The 15,367-nt window shown below is 68.8% G+C and carries 12 protein-coding genes; 10 read left to right on the forward strand and 2 right to left on the reverse strand.

Annotated elements, in window-relative coordinates:
* The first annotated feature begins 263 nt into the window (after nt 1–263).
* The 3 genes from ACZ4VW_RS11950 (at nt 264) to ACZ4VW_RS11960 (ending at nt 3,413) form a co-directional block, all read left to right on the forward strand.
* Nucleotides 264–944 carry a PadR family transcriptional regulator gene (locus tag ACZ4VW_RS11950; protein ID WP_467961132.1) on the forward strand — a complete coding sequence of 227 codons (681 nt, stop codon included), beginning with the start codon at nt 264–266 and terminating at the stop codon, nt 942–944.
* A 49-nt stretch (nt 945–993) separates the two neighbouring features.
* Nucleotides 994–2,076 carry an inositol-3-phosphate synthase gene (locus ACZ4VW_RS11955; RefSeq protein ID WP_467961134.1) on the forward strand — a complete coding sequence of 361 codons (1,083 nt, stop codon included), beginning with the start codon at nt 994–996 and terminating at the stop codon, nt 2,074–2,076.
* A gap of 77 nt (nt 2,077–2,153) precedes the next feature.
* The gene (locus tag ACZ4VW_RS11960; RefSeq protein ID WP_467961136.1) at nt 2,154–3,413 is read left to right on the forward strand and encodes an MFS transporter; all 1,260 of its coding nucleotides are present in this window, start codon (nt 2,154–2,156) and stop codon (nt 3,411–3,413) included.
* Between the two features lie 83 nt (nt 3,414–3,496).
* Here the strand turns inward: ACZ4VW_RS11960 and ACZ4VW_RS11965 are convergent, their stop codons facing one another.
* On the reverse strand, nt 3,497–4,939 hold the full coding sequence (locus ACZ4VW_RS11965; protein WP_467961138.1) for a CCA tRNA nucleotidyltransferase: 1,443 nt from the start codon (nt 4,937–4,939) through the stop codon (nt 3,497–3,499).
* A 177-nt stretch (nt 4,940–5,116) separates the two neighbouring features.
* Here ACZ4VW_RS11965 and ACZ4VW_RS11970 point away from each other — a divergent pair, with 177 nt between their 5' ends.
* From ACZ4VW_RS11970 to trxA, 7 genes are all read left to right on the forward strand, one after another.
* Nucleotides 5,117–7,405, forward strand: coding sequence for a DUF6049 family protein (locus ACZ4VW_RS11970; RefSeq protein WP_467961140.1), 2,289 nt, complete (start codon nt 5,117–5,119; stop codon nt 7,403–7,405).
* A 45-nt stretch (nt 7,406–7,450) separates the two neighbouring features.
* On the forward strand, nt 7,451–9,655 hold the full coding sequence (gene murJ / locus ACZ4VW_RS11975; RefSeq protein ID WP_467961142.1) for a murein biosynthesis integral membrane protein MurJ: 2,205 nt from the start codon (nt 7,451–7,453) through the stop codon (nt 9,653–9,655).
* A 118-nt stretch (nt 9,656–9,773) separates the two neighbouring features.
* Nucleotides 9,774–11,483 (forward strand): protein kinase family protein, encoded by a 1,710-nt coding sequence (locus tag ACZ4VW_RS11980; protein WP_467961144.1) that lies wholly within the window; start codon nt 9,774–9,776, stop codon nt 11,481–11,483.
* 23 nt (nt 11,484–11,506) lie between these two features.
* Nucleotides 11,507–12,211 (forward strand): RNA polymerase sigma factor SigM, encoded by a 705-nt coding sequence (sigM, locus tag ACZ4VW_RS11985; RefSeq protein ID WP_467961146.1) that lies wholly within the window; start codon nt 11,507–11,509, stop codon nt 12,209–12,211.
* Nucleotides 12,208–13,122 carry an anti-sigma factor gene (locus ACZ4VW_RS11990; RefSeq protein ID WP_467961148.1) on the forward strand — a complete coding sequence of 305 codons (915 nt, stop codon included), beginning with the start codon at nt 12,208–12,210 and terminating at the stop codon, nt 13,120–13,122. The genes sigM and ACZ4VW_RS11990 overlap by 4 nt, the downstream gene beginning before the upstream one ends.
* Before the next feature lie 123 nt (nt 13,123–13,245).
* The gene (trxB, locus tag ACZ4VW_RS11995) at nt 13,246–14,220 is read left to right on the forward strand and encodes a thioredoxin-disulfide reductase (RefSeq protein WP_467961150.1); all 975 of its coding nucleotides are present in this window, start codon (nt 13,246–13,248) and stop codon (nt 14,218–14,220) included.
* A gap of 52 nt (nt 14,221–14,272) precedes the next feature.
* Nucleotides 14,273–14,602 carry a thioredoxin gene (trxA, locus tag ACZ4VW_RS12000; protein WP_467961152.1) on the forward strand — a complete coding sequence of 110 codons (330 nt, stop codon included), beginning with the start codon at nt 14,273–14,275 and terminating at the stop codon, nt 14,600–14,602.
* Between the two features lie 92 nt (nt 14,603–14,694).
* Here the strand turns inward: trxA and ACZ4VW_RS12005 are convergent, their stop codons facing one another.
* The gene (locus tag ACZ4VW_RS12005) at nt 14,695–15,312 is read right to left on the reverse strand and encodes a GNAT family N-acetyltransferase (protein WP_467961154.1); all 618 of its coding nucleotides are present in this window, start codon (nt 15,310–15,312) and stop codon (nt 14,695–14,697) included.
* Between the last annotated feature and the right edge of the window lie 55 nt (nt 15,313–15,367).

The raw sequence follows: 15,367 nt of genomic DNA on the forward strand, positions 1-15,367 counted from the left end.
CGCAGCCGGTCACCCGCAGCACTGACGCCTCGCGGCGTCGCTCGGTTCCCGGTGCTCTGCATGCCGCACAGACTACGCACGGTCAAAACCTCCCTAGGGCCGAAGTTCACCCCAAATCAGGCAACTCCATTGCTGTGAATTGATGATGTGACGCCGGTCACTGTGGTCCCACTTGTCGCAGGAGAGCGCGCGTTCTATCGTCATGATGTATCGAGTCGATACATCAGCACGGCATAAGCACCTGAAGACGGAGGAGGAGGCGGATGAGCAGACGCTCGGGAATCCTCGAGTTCGCCGTCCTCGGCCTGCTCCGGGAAGCCCCGATGCACGGGTACGAGCTGCGGAAGCGGCTCAACACCTCGCTCGGCATCTTCCGGGCCTTCAGCTACGGGACCCTCTATCCCTGCCTCAAGACGCTGGTCGCCAACGGCTGGTTGATCGAAGAGCCGGGAAGCGCCCCCGAGGACGCTCTCGCCGCTTCACTCGCAGGGCGCCGCGCCAAGATCGTCTACCGGTTGACGGCCGAAGGTAAGGAGCACTTCGAAGAGCTCCTCTCCCACACCGGCCCGGACACCTGGGAGGACGAACACTTCGCCGCCCGCTTCGCCTTCTTCGGTCAGACCGAGCGCGAGGTGCGGATGCGAGTGCTGGAAGGACGCCGCAGTCGGCTGGAGGAGCGCCTGGAAAAGATGCGCGCCTCTCTGGTCCGTACTCGCGAGCGCCTCGACGACTACACGCTTGAGCTGCAGCGCCACGGCATGGAGTCCGTGGAGCGCGAAGTGCGCTGGCTGAACGAGCTCATCGAGAGCGAGCGAGCGGGGCGGGATCAGCGATCCGGCCCCGACGACACCGCTCAGCACGACAACGATTCTGGAGAAACGGGCGGCCTGCCCCGGCACGGGGGCAGCACCCGGCCGGATCCGTCCGACGACACCGCCAAGTGAAACCCTGCATCCCGCAGGGCTTCCACGATCACACAGGGAGCAACCGGAAATGGGTTCGGTTCGCGTAGCCATCGTCGGCGTGGGCAACTGCGCCGCCTCGCTGGTGCAGGGCGTCGAGTACTACAAGGACGCCGACCCGGCGGCCAAGGTGCCCGGCCTGATGCACGTCCAGTTCGGCGACTACCACGTCGGTGACGTCGAGTTCGTCGCCGCCTTCGACGTCGACGCCAAGAAGGTCGGCCTCGACCTCTCGGACGCCATCGGCGCCAGCGAGAACAACACCATCAAGATCTGCGACGTCCCGAACAAGGGCGTCACGGTGCAGCGCGGCCACACCCTCGACGGGCTCGGCAAGTACTACCGCATGACGATCGAGGAGTCCGACGAGACTCCCGTCGACGTCGTCCAGGTCCTCAAGGACCAGCAGGTCGACGTCCTCGTCTGCTACCTGCCCGTGGGCTCCGAGGACGCCGCGAAGTTCTACGCGCAGTGCGCCATCGACGCCAAGGTCGCGTTCGTCAACGCTCTGCCGGTCTTCATCGCCGGCACCAAGGAGTGGGCGGACAAGTTCACCGAGGCCGGTGTCCCGATCGTCGGTGACGACATCAAGTCCCAGGTCGGCGCGACCATCACGCACCGTGTGATGGCGAAGCTGTTCGAGGACCGCGGTGTCCGTCTTGAGCGCACCATGCAGCTCAACGTCGGCGGCAACATGGACTTCAAGAACATGCTCGAGCGCGACCGCCTCGAGTCGAAGAAGATCTCGAAGACGCAGGCCGTCACCTCGCAGATCCCCGACCGCGAGATGGGCGAGAAGAACGTCCACATCGGCCCGTCGGACTACGTGGCCTGGCTGGACGACCGCAAGTGGGCGTACGTCCGCCTGGAGGGTCGCGCCTTCGGTGACGTTCCGCTGAACCTGGAGTACAAGCTCGAGGTGTGGGACTCCCCGAACTCGGCCGGTGTCATCATCGACGCCCTGCGCGCCGCGAAGATTGCCAAGGACCGGGGCATCGGTGGCCCGATCCTCTCGGCGTCCTCGTACTTCATGAAGTCCCCGCCGGTGCAGTACTTCGACGACGAGGCCTTCGCCAACGTCGAGAAGTTCATCAAGGGCGAGGTCGAGCGCTAAAGGCGCTGATCGACTTCATCGAAGAGGGCCCCCGGTCTACAGGCCGGGGGCCCTCTTCGTATGTGAGTCTTGCTGCCATGCCTGTCGTACGTGATCTGCGCGTACTCCTGCGCCTGACGAACTTCCGCCGCCTCCTCGCCGTGCGTCTGCTCTCCCAGTGCGCCGACGGCGTCTACCAGGTGGCGCTGGCCACGTACGTCGTCTTCTCCCCCGAGAAGCAGACCTCCCCTGCCGCCATCGCCTCGGCCATGGCCGTCCTCCTGCTCCCGTACTCCCTCGTCGGCCCCTTCGCCGGCGTCCTCCTGGACCGCTGGCAGCGACGGCAGGTGTTCCTCTACGGGAATCTCCTGAGGGCGCTCCTCGCCTGCGGGACGGCAGTGCTGATCCTGGCCTCTGTGCCCGACTGGCTCTTCTACGCCTCGGCCCTCTCGGTGACCGCCGTCAACCGCTTCGTCCTGGCGGGGCTCTCCGCCTCGCTGCCCCGGGTCGTCGACGCCGACCGACTGGTCGTGGCGAACTCCCTCTCGCCGACCGCCGGCACCGTGGCCGCGACAGCGGGTGGGGGACTGGCCTTCGGCGTACGTCTGATCTCCGAGGATTCCGACGCCGCGGTCGTCCTGCTGGGCGCTCTCCTGTACCTGTGTTCCGCCCTCGCCTCCCTGCGGATGCCACGCCAGCTCCTCGGCCCCGACCCGGACGTGATCCAGCCCCGGCTGCGCGCCGCACTGGCCTCGACGGCCCACGGTCTCGCGAGCGGCCTGCGCCATCTGGCCGAGCGGCGGCCTGCGGTCCGCGCGCTGGCCGCGGTCAGCCTGATGCGGTTCTGCTACGGCGCCCTGACGGTGACCGTCCTCATGCTCTGCCGGTACGCCTGGAGCTCCACGGAGTCGGAGGGACTCGCGCTGCTGGGATTGGCCGTCGCCTTCTCGGGAGCGGGATTCTTCGCGGCCGCCGTCCTCTCCCCCTGGGCGATCGGGCGGTTCGGTCCCTTCCGCTGGATGGCCGCGTGTGCGGGTTCGGCCGCTGTTCTGGAGCTCACGTTGGGGCTGCCCTTCGCGCAGACCCCTCTCCTGATCGCTGCCTTCGTACTGGGGCTCACCACACAGGGGGCCAAGATCGCCACGGACACGGTGGTGCAGACGTCGGTGGACGACGCCTATCGCGGACGGGTTTTCGCGCTCTACGACGTGCTCTTCAACGTCGCCTTCGTCGGCGCCGCCGCGGTCGCGGCCTTGATGCTCCCGCCGGACGGCCGTTCGGCGCCACTCATCGTGTTGGTTGCCGTCCTCTACGCCTCGACCGCGCTGTTCCTCGTGCGCCGAAACGAAGAGGGGTGATGTTTCACGTGAAACATCACCCCTCGGCAGTAGAACCCGCCCCGGTCCGTCGATGTTTCACGTGAAACATCGACGCAGTCGGTTCAGCTCTGCGTGGCCCACCACTCCTTGAGTGCCGCGACAGCCGCCTCGCGCTCCATCGGCCCGTTCTCCAGGCGCAGCTCCAGCAGGAACTTGTACGCCTGACCGACGGCCGGTCCTGGCCGGATTCCCAGAACCTCCTGGATCTCGTTGCCGTCCAGGTCGGGCCGGATCGCGTCCAGCTCCTCCTGCTCCTGCAGCTGCGAGATCCGCTCCTCCAGCCCGTCATAGGCACGCGAGAGAGCCCCGGCCTTGCGCTTGTTCCGCGTTGTGCAGTCCGACCGGGTCAGCTTGTGCAGCCGCGAGAGCAAGGGGCCGGCGTCACGCACATAGCGGCGCACCGCCGAATCGGTCCACTCGCCGGTCCCGTATCCGTGGAAGCGGAGGTGCAGCTCCACGAGGCGCGAGACGTCCTTGATCATCTCGTTGGAGTACTTCAACGCCGTCATGCGCTTCTTGGTCATCTTCGCGCCGACCACCTCATGGTGGTGGAACGAGACCCGACCGTCCTTCTCGAAGCGGCGGGTACGCGGCTTGCCGATGTCGTGCAGCAGGGCGGCGAGCCTCAGCACGAGGTCCGGCCCGTCCTCCTCCAGATCGATCGCCTGGTCCAGGACGGTCAGCGAGTGCTCGTAGACATCCTTGTGACGGTGGTGCTCGTCGCTCTCCAGCCGCAGCGCCGGCAGCTCGGGCAGGACGTGCTCGGCGAGGCCGGTGTCCACCAGGAGGCCGAGACCCTTCCGAGGGTGGGCGGACAGCAGCAGCTTGTTGCACTCGTCACGGACCCGCTCGGCGGAGACGATCTCGAGACGGCCTGCCATGTCGGTCATCGCCGCAACGACCTCGGGAGCCACCTCGAAGTCGAGCTGGGCAGCGAAACGTGCGGCACGCATCATGCGCAGCGGATCGTCGGAGAAGGACTCCTCCGGGGTGCCGGGCGTCCGCAGAACCTGTGCGGCGAGGTCGTCGAGACCGCCGTGCGGGTCGATGAACTCCTTCGCCGGGAGGGCCACGGCCATGGCGTTGACCGTGAAGTCACGCCGGACGAGGTCCTCCTCGATGGAGTCACCGTAGGAGACCTCGGGCTTGCGCGAGGTCCGGTCGTACGCCTCGGAGCGGTACGTCGTCACCTCGACCTGATAGCCGCTCTTCTGGCAACCGACCGTGCCGAAGGCGATCCCGACCTCCCAGACCGCATCCGCCCACGGGCGAACGATCTTCAAGACATCCTCGGGACGGGCGTCGGTGGTGAAGTCGAGGTCATTACCGAGCCGGCCGAGCAAGGCGTCCCGGACCGAGCCACCGACCAGCGCGAGGCTGAACCCGGCCTCCTGGAAACGGACGGCGAGGTCGTCGGCGACGGGGGATACGCGCAGTAGTTCACTGACTGCGCGGCGTTGCACCTGGCTCAGTGCAGTCGGGGTGTCTTCGTTGGCGTTCGGCACAACAGAAAAGGGTACGTGCCCGCACTCACGGCGGCGTCACCGTTTTCCCTTCCCTCTCGCTCGTCACATCAGCTGGAGCAGTCCCCGGCACTTGGCCCCAGCGTGCCTCGTTACCATGCGTGGACACAGCAACGGGCAACCACCGACACCACTGATACGACGAGGACGGGCGAACGCGTGGCCGAGGCGGCAGACATCCAGGGGACCCATCCCTCACCTGCCCGTCGTTGGCTGCGGCGCGCGGCGTCGGTGCTCGCCGGGGCGCCCCTGCTCGCCGGCCTCCTGCACGGGGCCGTGGCCCCGTCGGCAGCGGCCGCCGAGACCGTCCTCGACTCCCGCACCGTCGATGTGTCTCTCGACACGCTCAGCCCGAGCGCGCCCGTGGAGGGTGACACGCTCACCGTCTCCGGGACGGTGACCAACCAGAGCAAGCAGCCGGTCACCGACGCCACGGTGAACGTCCGGGTCGGGCCTCGGATGACGAGCCGGAGTGAGATCGATGCCGTCTCGCGCCGTACCGGCTTCCTCCCGGGCAGCGATCCCGCGCCCCTGGAAGGCGGTTACAAGGTCCAGATCCCTCGGCTGGCAGCCGGGGTCAGCACCGATTTCAAGCTCTCCGTACCGGTGGCCAAACTCGGACTCGACGACGGCGGTGTCTACCAGCTGGGCGTCTCCCTCTCGGGGCAGACGTCGCCGCAAGCGGGGGAGCAGGTTCTCGGGATCGAGCGGACCTTCCTGCCGTACCAGCCGGAGGCGGCGGAGAAGAAGACGCAGCTCACCTACCTCTGGCCACTGATCTCCTCGGCCCATGTGTCGGCGGAGACGGGCACGGACGATCAGCAGACGCCGGTCTTCGAGAACGACGACCTGGCCGCGGAGCTCGCTCCGGGCGGGCGTCTCGACCACATGGTCACGCTCGGCAAGGAACTCCCCGTCACCTGGGTGATCGACCCGGACCTGCTGGCCACCGTCGACGCGATGACGAAGAGCTACCAGGTCAAGAACGGCGCCGAGACCGTGCCGGGCAGGAACCAGGCCGTCGCCGAGCGATGGCTGGACGCGCTGGAGAAGGCAGTGGCGGGGCGCAAGGTCGTCGCTCTGCCGTTCGCCGACCCGGACATCGCCTCCCTCGCCCACCGGGGCAAGGACGTCCCCGGCTCCCTGAGCCACCTCCGGCCCGCGACGGAACTCGCCGGGTCGACCGTGGAGACCATCCTCCATGTGAAGCCGTCCACCGACTTCGCCTGGCCCGTCGACGGAGCCGTCGACCCCTCGATCATGGCCGTCGCGACCTCGGCCGGCGCCCGCAAGGTGATCGCCCGCTCGGACAGCTTCCAGGACGACCTCCCGTACTCTCCGACGGCGGCGCGGCCCATCGGTGGCGGCACCACCGCCGTCGTCAGCGACGCCTACCTGTCGACGGCGTTCGAGGGCGACATGCTCACCGCCGGGAACTCCACGCTCGCCGTCCAGAAGTTCCTGGCCCAGTCGCTCGCGGTGACCCTGGAGCAGCCCGACCGGCAGCGCAGCATCGTGGTCGCTCCGCAGCGGATGCCGACCACGGCCCAGGCACAGACCATGGCGACGGCGCTGCGCGGCCTTGCGGCCCAGCGCTGGACGCAGTCCCTGGACCTGATCGCGGCCGCCGCGGTCAAGCCGGACCCGGACGCGGCCACCGCGGTGCCCAGCGCCTCCCGCTATCCGCAGGCGCTGCGCAAGCAGGAACTGCCGGTGCAGGCATTCCGCGACATGCGGGACACCCGGAGGCAGCTGGACGACTTCAAGGTCATCCTGACCCAGCCGGACCGTGTGGTGACGCCGTTCGGCAACGCGATCAGCCGCGAGATGTCCACGTCCTGGCGCGGACAGGCGCCCGCTGCGTCGCTCTACCGGATCACGGTGCAGCAGTACCTGAAGAGCCTCACCAAGGGCGTCCAGCTGGTCGACAAGTCGGATCTCACGCTCTCCGGCCGCAGCGCCACCATCCCGGTGACCGTCCAGAACAAGCTGTTGCAGGGCGTGGACCACCTGGTCCTGCGGCTGACCTCCGGCAACAAGACCCGCCTGAAGCTCAACGGCGGTGATGCCGTCGCCGAACTGCCGGTCAAGATCAACGGCGGCCACAGCCAGTCGGTGAAGTTCACCGCCTCGGCCAATGCCAACGGGCCGGTGCCGATGACGGCCCAGCTGTTCACCGCTGACGGCACTCCGTACGGAGAGCCCATGACCTTCACCGTGAAGGTCTCCGAGATCACCGCGACCGTGATGCTCGTCATCGCCGGCGGCGTGCTGCTCCTCGTCCTCGCGGGAGCCCGTATGTACACCCAGCGCAAGCGCGCGGCGGCCAGGAACGCCGAAGCGGAGGCCGCGGAGGACGACGATCCCGAGCAGCCGAGTGACCCGACCCCGGACACCGGTCCCGAAAGCGGCGACCCGTCGGGCGCGAGTGAGAAAGTGGACCGTTGAGCGATGTCGTGGCCGGTCGGCCGGGGACGATGAGGTGGGGTAACCATGAACGCGCCGTACGACGGTGACCGCGGCCAGGACGTGGGCGGCACCGGGCCGTCCGGTGGAACGCCCGCGGCGCCCCAGGGACCCGGCCAGGCGCCGGGCCCGCCGCAGCAGCCCGCCCCTGACCCGTACGCCCAGAACGAGTACGCCCAGGACCCCTACGTCCAGGACGCGTACACGCACGATCCCTACCGTGCGCAGGACCTGTCGTCACAGGACCCGGTGACGGAGGCGCTCTACGACCGCGCCGCCCACCCGCCGCCTCCGCCGGGCACCTACCAGGAGCCTCAGCCGCTCTACCAGCAGCCGCCCGCTCCCCAGCACGCCCCTGACCCCCGGGTCTGGGCCCAGACCCCGGCGCCCGAACCGGACGGTCCCTCGCGGCATCTCCCCTACGGCGACGACCCGCGCACCGTCCAGTTCACCGGCGTGGACGACCTGGTGACCCGGGCCGGGGACGAGAAGCCCGAACCGGACGCCTTCGCGCACCTCTACCGGGACCAGCAGACCCCCGGTCAGGTGCCCTCGCCCGCCCCGGAGCCGAATCCGATGCCCGCCCCAGCCCCGAAGAAGCCCGGTCGCGCCTCCGGGCTGCTGAAGTCGAGCGCGGTCATGGCGGCCGGCACCCTGGTCTCCCGCCTCACCGGCTTCCTCCGCAGCCTCGTGATCACCGGCGCGCTGGGTGCCGCACTGCTCGGTGACACCTTCACCATCGCGTACACCCTGCCGACGATGATCTACATCCTGACGGTCGGCGGCGGTCTCAACTCGGTGTTCGTGCCGCAGCTGGTCCGCTCGATGAAGAACGACGAGGACGGCGGCGAGGCCTACGCCAACCGGCTGCTGACCCTGGTCATGGTGGCGCTCGGCGCGATCGTGATCATCGCCGTCTTCGCTGCCCCCGTGCTGATCCGCCTGATGTCGAACACCATCGCCGACGACGCGGCGGCCAACAGTGTCGCCGTCACCTTCGCCCGCTACTGCCTGCCCACGATCTTCTTCATGGGCGTGCATGTGGTGATGGGTCAGATCCTCAACGCACGCGGCAAGTTCGGCGCGATGATGTGGACCCCGGTCCTCAACAACATCGTCATGATCGTCACGTTCGGCCTGTTCATCTGGGTGTACGGCACGTCCGGCGAGTCCCACATGGGGGTCGACACCATCCCGGACGACGGCATCCGGCTGCTCGGCATCGGCACCCTGCTGGGCCTCGTCGTCCAGGCCCTGGCGATGATTCCCTACCTCCGCGAGACCGGCTTCCGTTTCCGCCCGCGCTTCGACTGGAAGGGCCACGGCCTCGGCAAGACGGTCAAACTGGCCAAGTGGACCGTGCTGTTCGTGCTGGCCAACCAGGCCGGTGTGCTGGTCGTGACCCAGCTCGCCACCGCGGCGGGCGAGGAGTCCGGCCGGGACGGCGCGGGCTTCCTCGCCTACTCCAACGCCCAGCTGATCTGGGGCATGCCGCAGGCCATCATCACCGTCTCGGTCATGGCGGCACTGCTGCCCCGCATCTCCCGCGCGGCCCACGACAACGACCCCGGCGCCGTACGCGACGACATCTCGCAGGGTCTGCGCAACTCGGCCGTCGCGATCGTCCCGGTCGCCTTCGCGTTCCTCGCCCTCGGCGTCCCGATGAGCACCCTGCTCTACGCCTCCAGCGGCTTCGAGGCGGCCCAGGGCATGGGCTTCATCCTGATGGCCTTCGGGCTCGGCCTCATCCCGTACTCGGTCCAGTACGTCGTCCTGCGCGGCTTCTACGCCTACGAGGACACGCGGACGCCGTTCTACAACACGGTCATCGTCGCCGCCGTCAACGCGGCTGCGTCGGCGGCGTGTTACTTCGTGCTCCCCGCCCGGTGGGCCGTCGTCGGTATGGCCGCCTCCTACGGTCTGGCGTACGCCGTCGGCGTCGGCGTCGCCTGGCGACGTCTGCGCAACCGGCTGGGCGGCGACCTCGACGGCGCGCACGTCATGCGCACCTACGCCCGGCTCTGCCTCGCCTCCCTGCCCGCCGCGATCGTGGCCGGCGCGGTGGGATTCGGTCTGCTGAAGACCGTCGGGGACGGCGCTCTCGGTTCTCTCGTGGCCCTGCTCGTCGGCGGAGCGGTGCTGCTCGGCGTCTTCTTCGTGGCCGCCAAGCGCATGCGGATCGAGGAGCTGAACTCCCTGGTCGGTATGGTCCGTGGACGCCTGGGTCGGTAAGGAAACCGGTCCCGCACAACCATCGTCGGCTGCCGCGTGTCGTGCAGAGCGGCCGACTGTGGGCACAATTGGCATGGCTGTTGGATGTGGCGCAACGGATGGGGAGGCAGGAACGACGGTGGCGGAACGTAGCACGGCTGCCGTCGACGTGGCCGACAACAGCGGTGACAACCCGCTGACCGCCAAGGCGGACAAGGCCGCGACCGACGGGGTGGCGGAAGCGCAGGACACGGCGGAGAAGTCCGCCGAGGTCGCAGAGGACAAGGCCGGAATCCGGCAGAACGGCGAACAGCCCCCCATCGAGACTCCCGAACTGCACAGCGGGCACAAGCTGGCCAGGCGTTACCGACTGGAGGAGTGCGTCACTCGTCTGGACGGTTTCAGCAGTTGGCGCGCCGTCGACGAGAAACTGCGACGTGCCGTCGGTGTCCATCTCCTGCCCGCCGACCACCCTCGAGCCCGCTCGGTCCTCGCCGCGGCGCGTTCCTCGGCGCTGCTCGGAGACCCCCGGTTCGTCCAGGTCCTCGACGCCGTCGAGGAGAACGACCTCGTGTACGTCGTGCACGAGTGGCTTCCCGACTCCACCGAGCTGACGACTCTGCTCGCCGCCGGCCCACTGGAGCCGCACGACGCCTATCAGCTCGTCAGCCAGGTCTCCCAGGCCATGGCCGCCGCGCACCGCGAAGGCCTCGCCCATCTGCGCCTCACCCCCAGCGCCGTACTGCGCAGCTCCACCGGCCAGTACCGGATCCGCGGCCTCGCCGTGAATGCCGCTCTGCGGGGCATCAGCGCCGAGCGCCCGCAGCGCACCGATACGGAGGCGATCGGCGCTCTGCTGTACGCGGCGCTCACCCAGCGCTGGCCGTACGACAGCGACGCCTACGGGCTCTCCGGCCTCCCCAAGGGAGTGGGCCTGCTCCCTCCCGACCAGGTGCGTGCCGGCGTCCACCGCGGCCTGTCCGAGATCGCCATGCGGGCCCTGGCCAACGACGGGGCCACCGCCTCCCGCCAGGAGCCGCCCTGCACCACCCCGGACGAGCTCGCCAAGGCGGTGGCGGCAATGCCCCGCATCCGTCCGCCGGAGCCCGAGTTCCCGACCCCGCCCGAGTACCAGCGCACGACCTACCAGCAGGGCACCTACGGTCGCCCGCAGCAGCGCCCCGGCGTTGCTGCCACCCAGACGGTGATCGCGCCGCCCGCCCCGCTGGAGAGTCGTACCGGCAGGGCCTTGAAGTGGGCTGTGTCGGCGCTGCTCATCGCCGCACTGGGTCTGGGCAGCTGGCAGATCGCGGACCGGCTCCTCGACCAGAAGAGCGCGACCGAGCCCCCGCAGAACACTCAGCCGCAGGACACCGAGGACGACAAGAAGCCGCCGACGGGCGGGAAGCCCGTCACGATCGTCAGCGCGCACGACTTCGACCCGCTCGGCGACGGCTCGGAGTCTCCGTCCCTGATAGGGAATGCCTACGATGGCAACCCCGCCACTGCCTGGCAGACGGCCAGGTACGAGGGCTACTCGAACTTCGGCAGGCTGAAGGAGGGCGTGGGTCTTCTGTTGGACCTCGGCAAGGTGCAACAGGTCTCCAAGGTGGACGTCACCTTCGAGGGCACCACCGCGGTGCAGCTGCGGACGGCGCCTGAGAACGTCTCGTCCCAGCCCACGGCGCCCGATGACTTCGCCACCGTGGCATCGGGGTCCGGAACCCAGGTGCCACTGACCGCCACCAAGCCCGTGATGACGCGCTACGTCCTGGTCTGGCTCACCGACCTGCCGGGCAATGGCGCCGATTACCGCGGCAAGATCTCGGAAATCAAGATCACCAGCTGACGGCATGGGGAGGGGGCTCACCGTTGGACGAAGCCATAGGCAGCGGCATCAGCGACCAGGATCTTCTGGCGCGTCACGTCGCCGGCGACCCCGACGCCTTCGGTGAGCTCGTACGCCGTCACCGCGATCGGCTGTGGGCCGTGGCCCTGCGGACGCTGGGAGACCGTGAGGAGGCCGCTGACGCCGTCCAGGACGCCCTTGTCTCCGCGTTCCGGGCCGCGCACACCTTCCGTGGTCACTCGGCGGTCACGACCTGGCTCCACCGCATCACGGTGAACGCCTGTCTCGACCGCGCCCGCAAGACCGCCTCCCGCAAGACCTCCCCCATGGACGACCCGGCGCGCTTCGAGCAGCTCCTCGAGCCCGCCGAGTCCGCCGAGGCGCCCGCCGAGCGCCAGGACCTCCACCGTGAGCTGCTGGCGGCCCTCGCCAAGCTTCCCCAGGATCAGCGGGCCGCTCTCGTCCTGGTCGACATGCAGGGGTATCCGGTCGCCGAGGCCGCCCGCATCCTGGATGTCCCCACCGGAACGGTGAAAAGCCGCTGTGCACGCGGGCGGGCCCGGCTGCTGCCGATGCTCATCCATCTGCGCGCCGACGCTGGGGGTAACGAAGCCCCCGACCGGGGAAGGAACCGGACGCCGGGGACATCCGTCCCACCGGTGTCGGGGCCAACGGATAACGGATCGAATGGTCCGGCTGCTGTGAAGGGCGGAGGTGGGCGCGCGTGACTTCCACGACCGGCAGGGCCGACGCAACACAGCACCCGGACGTCTCGGAGATCTCGGACCTCACCGAGGGGCTGCTCTCCCCTTCCCGCACCGCAGCCGTGCGACGGCACCTCGATGGCTGCTCACTGTGCGCGGAGGTACGGACCTCTCTGGAGGAGATCCGGGGGTTGCTCGGCACCCTTCCCGGGCCGCCGCGCATGCCCGCTGAGATCGCCGGTCGCATCGATGCCGCTCTGGCCGCCGAAGCGCTCCTGGACGCCACCACGCCGGACGTCGACGCTCATGTTTCACGTGAAACGGTGAGCCCCCGCCCCGATACGCAGCCCAGCACCCCGCCCCCCGCCGCGGACCGTCCTGCCGGCCGTCCTCGCGCCGCGACCGGGCCGGGCCGCTCTCGGCCCCGGCGTCGCCGCATCGCTGCCCTCGGCGCGGCCTTCGGCGCCGCAGCGCTGGGTATGAGCCTGTTCTTCGTCCAGGGCGGTGTACAGACACTCAGTGGCGAGTCGGGAGACAAGAAGACCGACAGCGCCGCCAGCGGACTCGCCGCGGGCCAGTTCGACGGTCGGCCGGTGGAAGCTCAGGTCGAGGGACTTCTGCATGAAGGAGCCAGCCTCACGTCTCCCAAGGGCACACATCCGGAGTCGTTGGCCGCAGAGGACGCGGGCAATACCCCGAAGCGGGGCATGGCCGAATCCCTGCCCAGTTGCGTCAAGGCCGGTACGGGGCGGCCCGACGCGGTCCTCGCCTTCCAGAGGGGCGACTTCCAGGGGACTCCGGCCTACCTCGTCGTCCTGCCCGAGGGCACCGACGGCACTCGGGTACAGGCATTCGTCCTGGACGCCTCCTGTGCCGACGGCGGGGGACAGACCAAGGCCGAGGTACTCATGACGCAGACGTACCCCCGCTCCTGACCTCGTCGCCGTGCCGCGCGGCGGTCTCGGGAATGCTCGCCCCGTAGGATCCGTTGGGTGGGGTGAGAGTCACCGACCGACCCCGTAGGCAGTAGGCAGTCTGCAGAGACGAGGAAGAAACCCGTGAGCGACGTCCGTAACGTGATCATCATCGGCTCCGGGCCCGCGGGTTACACCGCTGCGCTCTACACGGCGCGTGCGTCGCTGAAGCCGCTGGTCTTCGAAGGAGCTGTCACCGCCGGTGGCGCCCTGATGAACACGACCGACGTGGAGAACTTCCCCGGCTTCCGTGACGGCATCATGGGTCCGGACCTGATGGACAACATGCGCGCCCAGGCCGAGCGCTTCGGCGCCGAGCTGGTGCCCGACGATGTTGTCGCCGTGGACCTGACCGGCGAGATCAAGACCGTCACCGACACCGCCGGCACCGTGCACCGCGCGAAGGCCGTCATCGTCACCACCGGCTCCCAGCACCGCAAGCTCGGGCTGCCCAAGGAGGACGAGCTCTCCGGACGCGGCGTCTCCTGGTGCGCCACCTGCGACGGGTTCTTCTTCAAGGACCAGGACATCGCCGTCGTCGGCGGCGGCGACACCGCGATGGAGGAGGCCACCTTCCTCTCCCGCTTCGCCAAGTCCGTCACCATCGTCCACCGCCGTGACACCCTGCGCGCCTCCAAGGCCATGCAGGAGCGCGCCTTCGCCGACCCGAAGATCTCCTTCGCCTGGGACAGCGAGGTCGCGGAGATCCACGGTGACCAGAAGCTCTCCGGTCTGACGCTGCGGAACACGAAGACCGGCGAGACCAGCGAGCTGCCGGTGACCGGTCTGTTCATCGCCGTGGGCCACGACCCGCGCACGGAGCTCTTCAAGGGTCAGCTGGAGCTGGACGAGGAGGGCTACCTCAAGGTCGACGCCCCCTCGACGAGGACGAACCTCGCCGGTGTCTTCGGAGCCGGTGACGTCGTCGACCACACCTACCGCCAGGCGATCACCGCCGCCGGTACGGGCTGCTCCTCCGCCCTCGACGCCGAGCGCTTCCTGGCCGCGCTCGCCGACAGCGACAAGCTCGCCGAGCCTGAGAAGACCCCCGCGGTCTGACCGACCGCCTTTCCCCACCCCACCCACACCCCGCGAAGTGAAGGAGGCCGCTGTGGCCCTGAAGACCGTGACTGACGCTTCTTTTGAAGAGGACGTTCTCAAGAGCGACAAGCCCGTCCTGGTGGACTTCTGGGCCGAGTGGTGCGGCCCGTGCCGCCAGATCGCCCCGTCGCTGGAGGCCATCGCCGCCGAGCACGGCGAGATCGAGATCGTGAAGCTCAACATCGACCAGAACCCGGACACGGCCGCCAAGTACGGTGTCATGTCGATCCCGACGCTGAACGTCTACAAGGACGGCGAGGTCGTGAAGACCATCGTCGGCGCCAAGCCGAAGGCCGCGATCCTCCGCGACCTCGCGGACTTCGTCACGCCCACGGCCTGATCTTCGCCGTTTCACGTTTCACGTGAAACAAGCAACGGCCCGCCTCCTGAGGGAGGCGGGCCGTTGTCGTCTCTTCAGTCTCTTCAGTCTCTTCAGAGCGGCCGCAGCGCGGGCTCCTTCTGGACGGCGCCCAGGAGCCGGTCCAGTGCCAGCTCGACGTCTTCCTTCCAGGACAGCGTCGTCCGGAGCTCCAGCCTCAGCCGCGGATAGGTGAGATGGGGGCGTACGGTCTTGAAGCCCACCGCCGTGAGATGGTCTGCCGGCAGCACACAGGCCGGCTCCTTCGACCGGGCATCACCGAACGCCTCGATCGCCTTGAAGCCGCGCCGCAACAGGTCCTTGGCGACGGTCTGCACCATGGTCCGGCCGAGGCCCTGCCCCTGGTAGCCGGGCATGATCCAGGCCGTCATCAGCTGTACCGCGTCCGCGGAGACGGGGCTCGTGGGAAAGGCCGTGGAGCGCGGCACGTAGGCGGGTGGCGCGTAGAGCACGTAGCCGACCGGGACCTCGTCCAGATAGACCACCCGCCCGCAGGAGCCCCACTCCAGCAGCACTGCGGAGATCCATGCTTCCTTCTCCAACTCCGGCCGGCCCGCCTTCACCGCCGCTTCCCCACTCACGGGGTCCAGCTCCCAGAAGACGCAGGAGCGACACCGCTTGGGGAGGTCCGGAAGGTTGTCCAGAGTGAGCGGTACGAGCCGACGCCCCACGGCTGTTCCTCGCTTCCCACGGCCATCGCAGTACGGATACGCCCTCACAGAATCG

This window comes from Streptomyces sp. NPDC029139 (assembly GCF_055564335.1).